Annotated in this window: 12 protein-coding genes; 5 read left to right on the plus strand and 7 right to left on the minus strand. The window is 40.3% G+C overall.

The annotated features are described in order from the left end of the window. Positions 1-2 precede the first annotated feature (2 nt). Positions 3-1,022 (minus strand): ABC transporter substrate-binding protein, encoded by a 1,020-nt coding sequence (locus KTI79_RS00280; RefSeq protein WP_086376253.1) that lies wholly within the window; start codon positions 1,020-1,022, stop codon positions 3-5. 324 nt (positions 1,023-1,346) lie between these two features. On the opposite strand from KTI79_RS00280, the gene KTI79_RS00285 reads away from it, so the two are divergent. Beyond that, a complete protein-coding gene (locus KTI79_RS00285) occupies positions 1,347-2,693 on the plus strand; it encodes a PepSY-associated TM helix domain-containing protein (RefSeq protein ID WP_086376252.1) in 1,347 nt (448 codons plus the stop codon). A 75-nt stretch (positions 2,694-2,768) separates the two neighbouring features. Here the strand turns inward: KTI79_RS00285 and KTI79_RS00290 are convergent, their stop codons facing one another. Next, positions 2,769-3,821 carry an NAD(P)-dependent alcohol dehydrogenase gene (locus KTI79_RS00290; RefSeq protein ID WP_086376251.1) on the minus strand — a complete coding sequence of 351 codons (1,053 nt, stop codon included), beginning with the start codon at positions 3,819-3,821 and terminating at the stop codon, positions 2,769-2,771. A 285-nt stretch (positions 3,822-4,106) separates the two neighbouring features. Between KTI79_RS00290 and KTI79_RS00295 the strand changes: the two genes are divergently transcribed. After that, positions 4,107-4,994 (plus strand): AraC family transcriptional regulator, encoded by an 888-nt coding sequence (locus KTI79_RS00295; protein ID WP_057074828.1) that lies wholly within the window; start codon positions 4,107-4,109, stop codon positions 4,992-4,994. A 95-nt stretch (positions 4,995-5,089) separates the two neighbouring features. Here KTI79_RS00295 and KTI79_RS00300 read toward each other — a convergent pair whose 3' ends face one another. The 4 genes from KTI79_RS00300 to KTI79_RS00315 form a co-directional block, all read right to left on the minus strand. Then, positions 5,090-5,962: an NAD(P)-dependent oxidoreductase gene (locus KTI79_RS00300; RefSeq protein ID WP_057074827.1), complete on the minus strand. Its 873-nt coding sequence runs from the start codon at positions 5,960-5,962 to the stop codon at positions 5,090-5,092. After that, the gene (locus KTI79_RS00305) at positions 5,962-7,338 is read right to left on the minus strand and encodes an MFS transporter (protein WP_086376250.1); all 1,377 of its coding nucleotides are present in this window, start codon (positions 7,336-7,338) and stop codon (positions 5,962-5,964) included. The genes KTI79_RS00300 and KTI79_RS00305 overlap by 1 nt, the downstream gene beginning before the upstream one ends. 33 nt (positions 7,339-7,371) lie before the next feature. After that, positions 7,372-8,343, minus strand: a complete 972-nt coding sequence (denD, locus tag KTI79_RS00310) for a D-erythronate dehydrogenase (RefSeq protein ID WP_086376249.1) — start codon at positions 8,341-8,343, stop codon at positions 7,372-7,374. A gap of 213 nt (positions 8,344-8,556) precedes the next feature. Further along, positions 8,557-9,492: a LysR family transcriptional regulator gene (locus tag KTI79_RS00315; protein ID WP_086376248.1), complete on the minus strand. Its 936-nt coding sequence runs from the start codon at positions 9,490-9,492 to the stop codon at positions 8,557-8,559. A 111-nt stretch (positions 9,493-9,603) separates the two neighbouring features. On the opposite strand from KTI79_RS00315, the gene KTI79_RS00320 reads away from it, so the two are divergent. The 3 genes from KTI79_RS00320 to KTI79_RS00330 all read left to right on the plus strand — a co-directional run bounded on the left by KTI79_RS00320 (position 9,604) and on the right by KTI79_RS00330 (position 14,248). Continuing rightward, positions 9,604-10,779: a fumarylacetoacetate hydrolase family protein gene (locus tag KTI79_RS00320; RefSeq protein ID WP_086376247.1), complete on the plus strand. Its 1,176-nt coding sequence runs from the start codon at positions 9,604-9,606 to the stop codon at positions 10,777-10,779. A gap of 87 nt (positions 10,780-10,866) precedes the next feature. Next, a complete protein-coding gene (locus tag KTI79_RS00325; RefSeq protein ID WP_086376246.1) occupies positions 10,867-12,654 on the plus strand; it encodes an IlvD/Edd family dehydratase in 1,788 nt (595 codons plus the stop codon). 16 nt (positions 12,655-12,670) lie between these two features. After that, positions 12,671-14,248, plus strand: coding sequence for an aldehyde dehydrogenase (NADP(+)) (locus KTI79_RS00330; RefSeq protein ID WP_086376245.1), 1,578 nt, complete (start codon positions 12,671-12,673; stop codon positions 14,246-14,248). 73 nt (positions 14,249-14,321) lie between these two features. Here KTI79_RS00330 and KTI79_RS00335 read toward each other — a convergent pair whose 3' ends face one another. Then, complete coding sequence (locus tag KTI79_RS00335) at positions 14,322-14,942, minus strand: TetR/AcrR family transcriptional regulator (RefSeq protein ID WP_057075164.1); 621 nt, start codon at positions 14,940-14,942, stop codon at positions 14,322-14,324. Between the last annotated feature and the right edge of the window lie 106 nt (positions 14,943-15,048).

Here is a 15,048-nt window from a genome sequence, read left to right on the forward strand (position 1 = left end):
ATTCATTGCACCAACGCTTTGGCAAGGTGCTCACCATACAACTTAGTTAAAATACGCTGTTGTAAAGCACTTACAGGTAAATCGAAGTTTTCGGGATAAATACTGTGATTTAGATAAATCGCCGTAATAATGATTTTGATGGTGTGCGGGTTATATATAAATGCAGGACTCAAATTAAATACCTTTCGGTTTTGTACAGCGCTTAAGTCTTGTAATTCTTTTCGTTCATAAATCAGTTTAGGGTTGGTATTCCAAAGCACAATATTGTCAGGGTTCCATTCAATGAGGGTTTCGGGGTTTACGTTGGGTTGGTTAGCAGCGGTCTGAACAATATTGTACGCACCCGCTAGCTCAATAAAATCATTGGTAATCGACTGACGTCCCGAGGTAGAAAAAATACGCCCTCCTGACCATGCATAGTAAATCGATTGTTTATTTGGCTGACGAGCCGTTTTGGCTGCGACTTCTGCCACAATTTCATCAGAGAAATTTAAAATTTCCTGAGCTCGCTTTTGGGCTCCGCTCAGAATAGCAATTCCAGAAAGTTCTTCTTTCACTTGTTTGTAGGTGCCTGACTCCATGACATATACGGCAATGCCAAACTGCCGTAACAGTTCAATCGTTTGGGTCTGCCCGCTTCCTACGATTACCAGATCAGGTTTTAACAGCACCAGACTTTCAATATTGGTTGCATTTACCCCTTGTGAAGGCGTAGCAAGCTGTTTATTGGCAATACGTTGATCTATTTTTGAGTAGGCATTAAATAATAAAGGTTGGATGTATACTTCGGCTGGTATGCCAATCACTTTATGACCTTGCCCTAGCATATATAAGCCATCTAAACCTGACTCAAACAGAGAAACAATTCTTTGGGCAGGTTTGGCTACACAGACTTTTGTATTTGTACTATCAAAAACGCATATTGAATGAGAGGATGAGTTTTCTTGAGTTTTTCTATTTTGTTCAGATGAAGAACATCCACATAGAATGAGTAAAGTAAGTAATGAAGCGAATAACTTCATTATGGCACCTTTTGCACAAATAGAGTGCGTAATAAAAAGATGCGTTTATTTAGTGCACTTTTCATGTGAAAAACACACCATAAGAGAGCAAGATGGCTTGAAACATAAGCTATAGAATTATCAAATAAAGTTTGGTAGATAAGATCTTAAATACTAAGCAAAAAAAGCGCCAATTTTACCAAGCAATAAAAATTGTCTAATTATTAGGCTAAGCCCTCTACCTAAGCGCTATTCAAATAATTTAATAGCGCTTACAACTCAATCAACATCAATAGAAATAAATCGCTATAATCCGCCCCAACACCTGATAGACACTCTTTTCTGATGCTGACTCAATCATCCTTCTGGCGTAGTCTTTACCGTTTAATTCATATTTATGCTGGTATTTTTATTGCACCATTTATCTTGTTTGCTGCAATTACCGGTTTACTCTATGCAATTACGCCTCAACTAGAACAAGCCATTTATAAGGATGTTCTATACGTTGTTCAGCCGTTTGATCAACCACCACATAAGCTGAGCCAGCAAATTGAAGCCGCAAAGCAAGTAATGCCTAAGTCTGCTCAGGTGATTGAAGTTAGACCAGCACCAAGCGCTGATCAGACAACTCGTGTCATTTTCTCAGACCCTATCCACGATTTTACAAGTGAAGCCGTTTTTATTGATCCTTTTACACTTAAAGCTCAAGGCCATCTAGCGGTCTATGGTACGAGCGGGGTTCTACCGTTTCGAACTACGCTCGACCAGTTACATAGCAATTTATTATTAGGAAAATGGGGGCGCTTTTATAGTGAACTGGCAGCAAGCTGGTTAGCTATTTTGACTTTAACTGGACTGTATAATTGGTTGAAACGGCGTCAAAATCTTAAAATCAGACAGACACAAAAAAATAAATTACTAAGATGGCATAGCACGCTTGGTTTAGTTTTATTTCCACTTTTATTAATCATCGCCATTACGGGTCTTACATGGTCCGAGTGGGCTGGAGATAATATTCGAGTTGCTCGTCAGTGGCTCAACTGGCAAACCCCAACTTTAGCAACTTCTCTTCAAACAGATAATTTACCTACAGTGATGCACCATGAACATCACGAGATGCCTCATAGTGAAAACCTTAATTTAAATATTGTCTCAAGTGAGTACGATAGCGTTCTTGCAATAGCCAGAGCACATGGGATTGACGCGACACAAATACAAATCAAACCACCCACCAGCGGAAATCAAGCTTGGGAAGTAGCCGAGATTCAGCGTAAATGGCCAACTCAAGCAGACAGTATCGCCATTGATATAGAACAACATAAAGTTATCGATCAACTTGCGTTTAAAGACTACTCACTGGTGGCAAAGCTTACTCGTTGGGGAGTTGATGCGCATATTGGGGTTTTATTTGGCTGGATAAATCAATTGGTACTGGCACTTTATGCTTTCGCACTGTGCATTATGATTATTTATGCATATAGAGCTGCGTTTAAAAACTCAAATTTAACACTCATGACCACCCACTTTGTTGGTCAAAGCTTATTCATTTGGAACCATGCAACTGGGCCACAAAAAATAGGATTAATATTGGTGAGTCTCGTGTTAGGACTCAGCTTACCTATTTTTGGTTTTAGTATTTTGTTTACGCTATTTATCTTTGCTATGCGTAAATATATTCCTTCTAAATCATAACATCCGCATTTATTCTCACCTCATATGCTGTGCATACCGCTAACAGTATGCACAACCGCCGAAATAAGTTCTAAATTAATCTTCTGATAACGTTTTCATATCAATCACAAAACGATACTTCACGTCGCTCTTTAGCATACGTTCAAAAGCTCCGTTAATGTTTTGCATGTCAATCATCTCTACTTCAGACACAATATTATGCTCACCACAAAAATCGAGTAGCTCTTGTGTTTCTTTAATTCCACCAATGACCGACCCTGCAATTGATTTTCTTCCTAAAATCATAGGTACTGAATTTGCGCTAATTTCACCTAAATAACCAACTAACACAATGGTTCCATTTAAAGCTAAGGTTGGAATATAAGGCTTCAAGTCATGGTTATAAGGCACCGTATCAATAATCAAATCAAATTGATTTAACACTGATTTCATTTGAGCTTCATCTGTTGATAACACAACATGATGCGCTCCGAGTTGTTTTGCATCTTGTTCTTTGTTTGCTGAACGAGTAAATAGTGTCACTTCAGCGCCTAGAGCATAGGCAAGTTTAATCGCCATGTGCCCTAAACCACCTAAACCAACTACCGCGACTTTACTGCCTTTTCCAACATTCCAATGACGCAGCGGCGACCATGTGGTAATGCCAGCACAAAGTAGTGGTGGTACAGCTTGAGCATCCAGATTTTCAGGTACTTTTAATACGAAATCTTGGCTACAGGTAATGCTTTGTGAATATCCACCATAAGTTGGGCGTTGGTCATGGCGATCTACGCCGCCATAAGTCTGGATATTACCTTCTTCACAATATTGCTCGAGTCCTGAATGACAGGCAGAACATGTACGACATGAATCGACCATACAGCCAATGCCGACTAAATCACCAACTTTATATTTTGTGACTTTGGGGCCAATCGACGTTACACGACCTACAATTTCATGGCCCGGCACTATCGGATAAGCACTAAATCCCCAATCGTTTTTAGCTTGATGTAGATCGGAATGACAAACACCACAGTATTCAATTTGAATGACAACATCATCTTCACGTGGGGTTCTACGTTCAAACTTAAACGGAACTAAAGGAGTTTCTGATGACAGCGCGGCATAACCTAAAACTTCAATTGTCATATTTTTTCTCTCATGCTTAATGTAAATAAAGACGATTTTTTCGTTGAACACTCAGCGAGGGCTACAGGTTTTTAAACTCATAAACGTGTTTTAAAAGGTGTTGACTCAATAGGTTGCAACTCATCATCTTTTCGCCATGTTTCTCAGTATAAAAATGAAAGCTATAAGGTGTTGTTCTATTCCTCTTACAGATTTGCCTAATCCTCCGAACTGTTGCACTTCTCACTATTTTTCTTATTTGAAATGCCTACAATAAAAACACAGAGGGTAATCGGTGGAATCTGAATGGCGAATAGGTCTCTAGACAGTAATCAAGAATTAGCTCAACTTGTCGATCAATGGACCCGAGAAAAAGGTACATTCGAAACACCTATTACGGGACTGACTTTATATCGCGCAGAAACATTGACCCAACCAAGTAGCAGTATGATGGATGCAAGTCTATGTATGATTGCTCAAGGTAAAAAACAGGTGATTCTGAGTGAAGAAACCTATACGTACGACTCTAACCATTTCCTTTTTACTGCAATTGACCTGCCTGTCATTGCGCAAGTTCTGGAAGCTTCAGTTGAACGACCTTATCTTTCAATCGTCTTACGCCTAGACCCGTATGTACTCGCCCAAATCATGCTTGAAGCCCACATACCTTTTAAAGATGTAAATACTGAGAAAAAAGGAATGGCTGTTGGAGTAGTCAATTCAGAGCTGAATAATGCTTTTATACGGTTAATAAAACTACTGGATACACCACAAGACATCCCCGTCTTGTCTCCTCTTATTATTAAGGAAATTTTTTATCGTTTATTGATGAGTCCGCAAGGCGATCGACTTAAACGAATTGTAGCGGCAGGAACGACAGGCCATCGAATTGTGAAGGCAATTGAATGGCTAAAAACAAATTTTGCAAAATCTTTTAGCGTTGAAGAACTGGCAAGCACGATGGGGATGAGTGCATCAAGTTTTCATCAACATTTTAGGGATATAACCTCAATGAGTCCCTTACAATATCAAAAAAGAATGAGACTAACTGAAGCTCGCCGTTTATTAATGACCGAAGAATATGATATTTCATCTACCAGCATGCAAGTCGGCTATGAAAGTTTGTCGCAATTTTCCAGAGAATATAAACGTTTTTTTGGGGTGCCACCCTCGGTAGATATTAAGAATATATAAAAGCAATAAACGTGGACTATTAAAAAATTAGTACCATAAAAAAAACGGTACCTGATTATGTCTATTTATCAAGTACCGCTAAATTTAAAGCAATATTAAACTGGGTTCATTCGCTCAAGTTCACGAATTAAACCAGAATGGTCAAGTTCACCGTCTCCAGCAGCAAGCATATTTTCAAATAACTGACTCACTTGTTGGGCGACGGGTAAATTCAATTCAAGCGATTTTGCATAGCTAACGGCTGTATGAATATCTTTATGCTGATTTCGAGCAGTGCCACCCGGTTTAAAATCTCGATTTAACATACGCTCGCCATGCTGCTGTAAAATTGGAGAATCGGCAAAACCGCCTGTGAGTGCTTGTTTGAGCTTAATAGGGTCGGCTCCTGCTTTAGTCGCAAGCAATAAACCTTCACTCACTGTTGCAATGGTGGTTGCTACAATCATTTGATTTACCAGTTTTGCGAGCATTCCACAGCCAGCCCCGCCCACTAAAATTGGGCGCCCCATCGCACTTAAAATAGTTTCACCCTGTGAAAATGTTTTAGCGTCACCGCCCACCATAATAGCAAGACTTGCATTTTGGGCGCCTTTTTCTCCACCAGAAACAGGAGCATCTAAATATCTAAGTCCTCGTTCTCTACATTTGTCACCTTGTACTTTTGCAACTTCAACGGGTATCGAACTCATGACAATAACCGTACTTTCAGGTTTTAACTGAGAGATTGCACCCTGTTCTTTAAACAGGATTTCATCACAGGTTTTTCCATCGCTGAGCATACAAATCAGAAATTCTACATCTTTTCCGATTTGTTTAAGTTCAGAGCAAACTTGGGCACCAGCTTCTTTTAAACTATCTGCTTTAGATAAAGTTCTATTCCAAACCTTAATGTGATGGCCTGCTTTGAGTAAATTCATAGCCATCGGCATTCCCATAATGCCTGTACCGACAAATCCGATGGTCGCCATTATTTCATCTCCGCAGCTGTTCGAACTTTAAGTTGCTGTTGTTCTACTTTTAAGCTATTCGATTTTAACTTTGCTAATAGCAATAGTCCTAAGCCGCCCATCGCTACAAAGCCTGCAATAGCAAGGAATGCCACTGTATAGGTGCCTGTGGTGGTATATAAATATCCAGTTAAATATGGACCAGTAAAACCACTTAAATTACCTACCGAGTTAATCAATCCAATTCCGGCTGCGGCACCCACTCCCGTTAGAGTTTGCCCAGGGATAGTCCAGAAAATGTTAATTGCGCTAAATACACCAATCGCAAGAAGAATAAAGCCGACAATAATGGCCCAAGGCTGATTCACAATAAGTGCAATCGCAATTGCTAATGCAGCCATAAGTGCAGCGCAAGCACCGTGTTTATAACGTTCTTGTTTACGGTCAGAACGACGGCTCCATAAAACCATCCCAACAGCTGCAAATGCATATGGAATTGCGGTGAGTAAACCATTTTGAATAAGGCTAATTTGCATACCAAATGTGTTACGGAATGACTCTAAAACACTTGGTAAGAAGAAGAACATCGCATTTGAACCAGAGGTAATACCAAAATAAACAACCGCCATAATCCAAACCAAAGGATTTTTAAACACTTGTTTAATGAGTTCACCTTTAGTTAAAGCAGCATCGGCAGATTGCTCTTTTTCTTTTTCTTCACGCTCTAGTGTGGTCATTAACCATTGACGCTGCTCAGCTGTTAACCACTCTGCTTCTTTTGGGTTATTGGTTAAATATTTAAGGCAGATTAGTCCTAAAATAATGGATGGGATCCCTTCTAGCACATACATCAAACGCCAACCTTCATAGCCAATGGTATTACCCCATTGCATGAGCCCGACTGAAATTGGTGCTCCAATAATTTGAGCAATTGGCAATCCAAGATAAAACGTTGCAAAAACTCGGGCACGATATTTTGCAGGAAACCATAAGGTTAAATAAAAGATCACACCAGGAAAGAAACCTGCTTCAGCAATACCCAGTAAAAACCGTAAAACAATAAACTGCGTACCGCTATGAATAAAACCCATGAGTGCTGCAATAATGCCCCAAGTAATCATGATTCGGGCAATCCAGATCCGCGCTCCAAAACGATGAAGCAAGATATTACTTGGAACTTCTGCAATAAAATAACCTAGAAAAAATACACCCGCACCCAGACCAAAAATGGTTTGAGTAATTCCAAGTGCATCATTCATATGTAACGCAGCAAAACCAATATTGGTCCTGTCTAGAAATGCCATAATGAATAGAATAATGAGAAACGGGATAATTCGGTTCGAAATACGTTTAATTGTCTGCTCTTCGAGAGCAGTTACATTTTTGATATCTTCCATAATAACTCTCACATCAACTGGCGATCACTGCCATTAATTTTGGGTATCTTCTATATGTGCCTGAATCACGCTTTCAAAATTTTTATCTGCTTGGAAACCTAGAGATTCGGCATATTCAGCTTTCACCTGAACAGGCCAACTTTGAACAATACGTTGAATGGTTTTGTCTTCTTGCCATTGCACCAAATCAGTTGCTTGTTTGCCCGCAACTTTTTCAAGCGCCTCAAGCATTTCTTTAACCGTGACTGTTAATCCGGGTAACGGAATAATTCGGTTATCTTGAAGTACATCTGAAGAAATTGATGCCGCTTTAATCATTGATTCAACACAACGTCGCGGTGAAGTAACAAAGACTGGAGTATCTGACGGTACTGGGCAAATGGCCGTTTCGCCTTTTAATGGTTCTCGGATGATTGAGCTAAAAAATGTCGATGCCGCTTTATTAGGTTTACCAGGACGAACCACAATAGTCGGTAGTCTTAAAATACGGCCATCAATAAAGCCTTTTCTTGAATAATCCGAAACCAACAATTCTCCTACTGCTTTTTGCATGCCATAAGAAGACTTTGGTGTAACCACTGTTTCATCTGTCACAACTTCTGGTAATTGACCACCAAATACAGCACAGCCGCTAGCAAAAATGACTCGAGGCGTGGTTTGTTTCTTTCTTAATTCTTCTAATAAATTTAAGAGTCCATACAGATTAACATCCATACCTAAATCAAAATCAGCCTCCGCTGCCGAGCTCACCACAGCAGCCAAATGCCAAACGACATCAATATTTTCTGTAATATGAGCAACTGTAGTTTTATCGGTAATATCACCGACAATCACTTCAATTCTCGGGTCTTGCGGCAAATCATCGCCTGCAAATGCATCAAACAGAATAATTTTATCGATGGGTTCAGGTTTATTATCATCTAAACTCAAACTGCCAGATTTTAAGATCTCTTTAGCAATTTGTTTTCCAATAAAACCTGTTCCACCAGTGATTAGCACATTCATACAGAGGTCCTTTCCTAGTTTTTATTCACTTAAAAACTTTTGTAATTGTCGTGAATTAAACGATAAGGAGTCCCTGCAATAATTTCCAATGAATAATTTCTAAATATTGATAACTTTTTAATATCAGTTTTATGTTTATAAATTTACTCAATAAAGCAAGTTGTCTTTCAACTTGAAAATCTCAAACCGCTCCATGGCTTGAGGCTGAATACTTTATTTACGTTTCGCATTTTTAAGTAAGATATTAATAAATGCTGCTGCAATATCAGAAACTGGTTCATCCTTGCGCGTCAAAATTCCATAATCCTGCGCATCTAAAATCAAATCCGTTTCTAAAATCTGTAATTGCCCCTCTTTTACCTGATCGATCACCATGGCTTCGGGCAACATTCCTACCATAGGCGCACCTTTTAAGATCTGCAAAAAGGTCTGCATCGACATGGTATTGACTGTATTTAAGGGAATTTTAACTTTAGCTCGCGCAAATGCGCCTTCCATACGTTGACGAATTGGCGTGCCTTTAGGATAAAGTACCCACGGCCAATTTAATAATTCTTCTAATGTACAAAACTTTTTCTTGGCACATGGATGAGCATTATTTACAACAATACAAAACGGCTCTGGGCCTAAAGGTTGAAAATCAAAAAACTGACTTTGCGTCACATCTGTAAAACGGCCAATAGCTAAATCTAAAGTGTGTTCACTTAGCATTTCCATTAAATGGTCACTGGTCTGCTCAACAACATCAATAGAAAGTAGCGGCCATTGTTTCTTAATCTCAATAATTGAGTTTGGAATCACCACAGCGGTTGCGGCAAAGATACCTCCTACTTTTAAAAAACCGTGACCACCTAACCGTAAAATTTCAATGTCTTCGACAAAATGCTTTGCATCATTTAACACACGCTGGGCATAACGAATGACATGCTCACCCAATGCCGTTACGGGCATATTTCGGGGCAGTCGCTCAAAGACCTGAAACCCAAGCAGACCCTCAATTTCCTTTAGCATTTTACTCACCGCAGGCTGACTTAAATTCATCTGCTCGGCAGCTAAATGCATGTTATTGGTTCTCGCCAAAGTTTCTAATAGCACCAAATGTTTAAATTTCAACCAATTATTTAAGCTTGTGTAAGTCAAATCTGCCATTTATAAAAATCCTTTTCGATAACTTTTCGTTATTAATAATTAAATTATTACGATTGGTGTTTATTAAATAAGAAACATATCATGATTTCAAATAAAAGAAGGATGCTTTAAATGAACTTTACGTTAAATTCCCAGAACTCATTACCAGACGACGCTACCCAAGGATGTTTAATTGGTCGCGCGTGGATTCCAAATCAGATTTCTGGTCCATCTCCAATTCTTTTAAAAGATGATCAGGTTTTTGATATTTCTGAAAAGTTCCACACGATTTCTCAGTTACTTGAAAGTTCGGATCCTTTAAAAGCTTTAGCTGAAATTGAAGGAAGACTAGTTGGCTCAATTGATGAGTTGTTTGCCAACACAGTCGCTGAACCAGATACCAACAAGGCATATTTTTTAGCCCCTATTGACCTGCAAGTGATTAAAGCGGCAGGTGTTACTTTTGCCGCAAGCATGTTAGAACGAGTGATTGAAGAGCAAGCGGGCGGCGATGCACAAAAAGCCCAATCCATCCGTGAAGTTGTACAAGGGGTAATTGGCGATAATTTAAAAACAATTGAACCCGGTTCTGAAAAAGCGCTACAACTCAAAGAATATTTAATTGAACAAAAAATGTGGTCTCAATATCTTGAGGTGGGTATTGGTACCGACGCTGAAATTTTTACCAAAGCACCTGTTTTAGCAGCCGTAGGAACGGGTCAAAATATTGGTATTCACCCAAAGTCTGAGTGGAATAATCCAGAACCAGAAGTTGTATTGGTTGCAAATAGCCACGGTAAAATTTTAGGTGCGACTTTAGGTAATGATGTGAATTTACGGGACTTTGAAGGCCGTAGTGCCTTACTGTTGAGTAAAGCCAAAGATAACAATGCATCTTGTGCAATTGGACCGTTTATTCGCCTTTTTGATCATACTTTTACTTTAAATGATATCCGTGCTTGCGATGTTGAACTGAAAATTGAAGGGACAGATAACTTTGTGCTTAATGGTGTGAGTTCTATGTCTCAAATTAGCCGTGACCCGGAAGATTTAATTCAACAAACACTGAATGAAAATCACCAATATCCAGACGGTTTTGTTTTGTTCTTAGGTACTTTATTTGCACCTACTCAAGATCGAGAACAAGCTGGGGCTGGCTTTACCCATAAAGTTGGAGATGTGGTCCGTATTCATTCACCTAAACTCGGCACTCTATACAACACGGTCATGACCAGTGACAAAGCAACGCCGTGGAATTTTGGAATAAATGCTTTGATGCGTAACTTGAAGCAACGTGAATTACTATAATTTTCACGTATTATCGATCGTTTGAATTGCAAAATTCATCTCGTGAATAAACTAAATTTCAAAAAGTATGAGTGAAAGGATCAAAAAATGAATGATCAAAATAAACGGATTTTTTTACGTAGCCAAGAATGGTTTGATGATCCTGAACATGCCGACATGACAGCACTTTATGTTGAGCGTTATATGAATTATGGCCTGACCCGTGCCGAGCTACAATCCGGCCGCCCGATTATTGGGATTGCACAAACTGGCAGTGATTTAACTCCATGTAACCGTCACCACAAAGAACTTGCTGAACGGGTTAAAGCGGGTATTCGAGACGCGGGCGGTATTCCAATGGAATTTCCCGTCCACCCGATTGCGGAACAAACCCGCCGTCCAACTGCTGCACTTGACCGCAACTTAGCCTATTTAGGTTTAGTTGAAATCTTACATGGTTATCCACTTGATGGCGTGGTGCTGACTACTGGCTGTGACAAAACTACTCCTGCATGTTTAATGGCAGCCGCAACAACAGATTTACCAGCCATTGTTTTATCTGGCGGGCCAATGCTAGATGGTCATTTTAAAGGTGAGTTAATTGGTTCCGGTACTGTGCTTTGGCATGCAAGAAACTTACTTGCCACTGGTGAAATTGACTATGAAGGGTTCATGGAAATGACCACTTCTGCTTCACCTTCAGTCGGGCATTGCAACACCATGGGCACTGCACTTTCTATGAATGCTTTGGCAGAAGCTTTAGGTATGTCTTTACCGACATGTGCAAGTATTCCGGCGCCATATCGTGAACGTGGGCAAATGGCCTATATGACAGGCAAAAGAATTTGTGAAATGGTTTTAGAAGATTTACGCCCTTCTAAAATTATGAACAAACAATCATTTGAAAATGCTATAGCGGTAGCCTCAGCATTAGGTGCATCAAGTAATTGCCCTCCTCACCTCATTGCAATTGCTCGTCATATGGGGATTGAGCTGAGTTTAGAAGACTGGCAACGTGTTGGGGAAAGCATCCCGCTCATTGTGAACTGTATGCCGGCGGGTAAATATTTGGGTGAAGGTTTCCACCGTGCGGGTGGTGTTCCTGCCGTTTTACACGAATTACAAAAAGCTGGTGTATTACATGAAGACTGTGCATCAGTCAGCGGTAAAACAATAGGTGAAATTGCTAAAAATGCAAAAACCTCAAATGCCGATGTCATTTTTCCTTATGAACAACCTTTGAAACATGGCGCTGGTTTTATTGTGCTCAGTGGTAATTTCTTTGACAGTGCCATTATGAAAATGTCTGTAGTGGGCGAAGCATTTAAAAAAACCTATTTATCAGATCCAAACAATGAAAATAGCTTCGAAGCACGCGCAATCGTTTTTGAAGGTCCCGAAGACTATCACGCACGTATCAATGACCCTGCCTTAAACATTGATGAACATTGTATTTTAGTCATTCGTGGCGCAGGTACGGTGGGTTATCCGGGTAGTGCTGAAGTGGTAAACATGGCTCCTCCCGCAGAGTTAATTAAAAAAGGCATCGATTCACTGCCTTGCCTAGGAGATGGCCGCCAAAGCGGTACATCTGCCAGCCCTTCTATTTTAAATATGTCGCCCGAAGCGGCGGTAGGCGGCGGCATTGCTTTATTAAAAACCAATGATCGTTTGCGCATTGATCTCAATAAACGTTCTGTCAACGTGCTTATTTCTGACGAAGAGTTAGAACAACGCCGCCGTGAATGGAAACCGACGGTCTCTGCCTCTCAAACACCTTGGCAAGAAATGTATCGCAACATGGTGGGGCAATTATCAACAGGTGGCTGTTTAGAGCCTGCAACTTTATATATGCGAGTCGTAAATCAAGACAACCTTCCAAGACACTCTCATTAATTTCAGGATATTTGTTATGACCATTATCGGACACAACTTTATTGGTGGTTCACGCAGCGCACAAAGTTCCACTTTACTAAAAAGTGTGAATGCAACAACTGGCGAAACTTTGCCTTATGAGTTTTATCATGCAACCGAGCAAGAAATTAATCAGGCCTGTGAAGCGGCAAGTCAAGCGTTTAAGACTTACCGTCATACGTCTCCGGAACAGCGCGCTAGATTTTTAGAAAATATTGCCGATGAACTCGATGCTCTAGGTACAGATTTTCTTGAAATTGTCTCACAGGAAACTGCTTTGCCACTTGCACGTTTGCAAGGTGAACGTGGTCGTACCAGTGGACAAATGCGCCTGTTCGCTAAAGTGTTACGCCGTGGTGATTTTTTAGGTGCCCGTATTGATACCGCTTTACCTGAGCGTCAACCTTTACCACGCCCAGACCTGCGCCAGATTAAAATCGGTGTTGGCCCTGTGGCAGTCTTTGGGGCAAGTAACTTTCCTTTAGCATTCTCAACTGCGGGTGGTGACACTGCTTCTGCACTAGCGGCTGGTTGCTCTGTAGTGGTGAAAGCCCATAGTGGACATATGGCGACAGCAGACTTTGTAGCGCAGGCGATTGAACGTGCAGTCGAAAAATCCAATATGCCTAAAGGTGTATTTAACATGATCTACGGCAATGGCGTAGGTGAGCCTTTGGTGAAGCATCCCTTAATTCAGGCTGTGGGTTTTACCGGTTCACTACGTGGTGGTCGTGCTTTATGTGATATGGCCGCAGCCCGTCCACAACCGATTCCGGTATTTGCGGAAATGAGCAGTATTAACCCGATGCTGATGTTGCCAGAAGCATTAAAAAACCGTGGTGACAAAATTGCACAGGATTTGGCTGATTCAGTGGTTTTAGGCTGTGGCCAGTTCTGTACCAATCCGGGTTTAATCTTGGGAATTAAATCAGCTGAATTTAGTCAGCTCATTAGCAACCTGACTGAAATTATGGGGGCTAAGCCTGCGCAGACTATGCTCAATGCTGGCACCTTAAAAAGTTATACCGCTGGTCTTGAGCACTTGACCCAGCATCAAGGCATTAAGCATTTGGCAGGCCAAACTCAGCAAGGCAATCAGGCACAGCCACAACTGTTTAAAGCGGATGTTAAACTTTTATTAGCAGGCGACCAGCTTCTGCAAGAAGAAATCTTTGGGCCAACCACAGTCATCATTGAAGTTGAAGATAAAGCCCAACTCATTCAGGCCCTACAAAGCATGAATGGTCAGCTGACTGCGACTTTAATTGCTGATGAAGCAGACTTAACTGAGTTTGCAGATGTAGTTCCTGTATTAGAAGAAAAAGCTGGTCGATTACTTATAAACGGCTACCCAACGGGTGTGGAAGTATGTGATGCCATGGTACACGGCGGACCATACCCAGCAACTTCAGATGCCCGAGGTACTTCAGTCGGAACCTTGGCCATTGACCGTTACTTGAGACCTGTGTGTTACCAAAACTATCCACAGAGTTTATTGCCGGAAGCCTTAAAAGACAGCAATCCGTTGCAGATTTTAAGACTGGTCAATGGTGAGATGACCAGAGAAGCGATCTAAAAATAAAAAGAGACTACAAGTTGGTCTCTTTTTAAATTTCTGCATTAAGTTATTGTTGGTAAAACAAATAAAATCAACTCTGGCGATAATTTATATTTTTCAAAAATAATTCAACTGCATACCCTACCCAAGCACCAATTTCACTATCTGATATTATGTAATTAGGATGTGTAAGACACTTAAGATGCGCATCACTTCTTAAAAGCGATAAAAATATATTCGCTGCAATTTCCGAAGAAGAAGTTAATTCAATTTCTTTATTTTTTTGAGATTTTTCAAGATACCCCGCAATAATATTTGCAAGCTTTTGCGGGCCTACTTCAAAGAATTTTTCAGATAACTCGGGAAATCTAACTGCTTCTGCAATACAAACTCTAAAAAATGCCAATCCTGAATGCGACAATATAAAACACAGATAGGTTTTCCCCATCTCAGTTAAAGCCGAGCGTAAATTTTCAGCTTTTGTCTCGACTAAAATAATTTGCTCTTGCATGTTTCTGCATTGTCGTTCAATCACAGCTGCAAACATTGCTTCTTTATTTTTATAGCACCCATACATCGTTGCTTTTGAAACACCCGCTTCTTTTTGAATCATATCTGTCGTTGTGCCACTAAAACCATGAGTCAAAAAAAACTTAGTTGCCGCATCCAGAATTTTTTGATCTTTTTCATTGGTTTTAGTTGTAACAGACATATTGACCTTATAAAAATTTTAGCGATTTCGTTCTAAGTGTAACTCATCGAAAAGTTCAAAATCGAGAATTGACGGAAATTTAATTAAAGAGTAGAGTACCGATCGG

The organism is Acinetobacter sp. WU_MDCI_Abxd143 (assembly GCF_025514195.1).
Taxonomy (GTDB): Bacteria; Pseudomonadota; Gammaproteobacteria; order Pseudomonadales; family Moraxellaceae; genus Acinetobacter; species Acinetobacter pittii_H.

Excerpts from the sequence above, each read along its gene's own strand:
- KTI79_RS00305 (WP_086376250.1), bottom strand. The coding sequence starts at position 7,338 with ATGGAAGATATCAAAAATGTAACTGCTCTCGAAGAGCAGACAATTAAA.
- KTI79_RS00330 (WP_086376245.1), top strand. The coding sequence starts at position 12,671 with ATGACCATTATCGGACACAACTTTATTGGTGGTTCACGCAGCGCACAA.
- KTI79_RS00320 (WP_086376247.1), top strand. The coding sequence starts at position 9,604 with ATGAACTTTACGTTAAATTCCCAGAACTCATTACCAGACGACGCTACC.
- KTI79_RS00285 (WP_086376252.1), top strand. The coding sequence starts at position 1,347 with ATGCTGACTCAATCATCCTTCTGGCGTAGTCTTTACCGTTTAATTCAT.
- KTI79_RS00325 (WP_086376246.1), top strand. The coding sequence starts at position 10,867 with ATGAATGATCAAAATAAACGGATTTTTTTACGTAGCCAAGAATGGTTT.
- KTI79_RS00335 (WP_057075164.1), bottom strand. The coding sequence starts at position 14,942 with ATGTCTGTTACAACTAAAACCAATGAAAAAGATCAAAAAATTCTGGAT.
- KTI79_RS00300 (WP_057074827.1), bottom strand. The coding sequence starts at position 5,962 with ATGGCGACCATCGGATTTGTCGGTACAGGCATTATGGGAATGCCGATG.
- KTI79_RS00295 (WP_057074828.1), top strand. The coding sequence starts at position 4,107 with ATGGCGAATAGGTCTCTAGACAGTAATCAAGAATTAGCTCAACTTGTC.
- KTI79_RS00280 (WP_086376253.1), bottom strand. The coding sequence starts at position 1,022 with ATGAAGTTATTCGCTTCATTACTTACTTTACTCATTCTATGTGGATGT.
- KTI79_RS00315 (WP_086376248.1), bottom strand. The coding sequence starts at position 9,492 with ATGGCAGATTTGACTTACACAAGCTTAAATAATTGGTTGAAATTTAAA.
- KTI79_RS00290 (WP_086376251.1), bottom strand. The coding sequence starts at position 3,821 with ATGACAATTGAAGTTTTAGGTTATGCCGCGCTGTCATCAGAAACTCCT.
- denD (WP_086376249.1), bottom strand. The coding sequence starts at position 8,343 with ATGAATGTGCTAATCACTGGTGGAACAGGTTTTATTGGAAAACAAATT.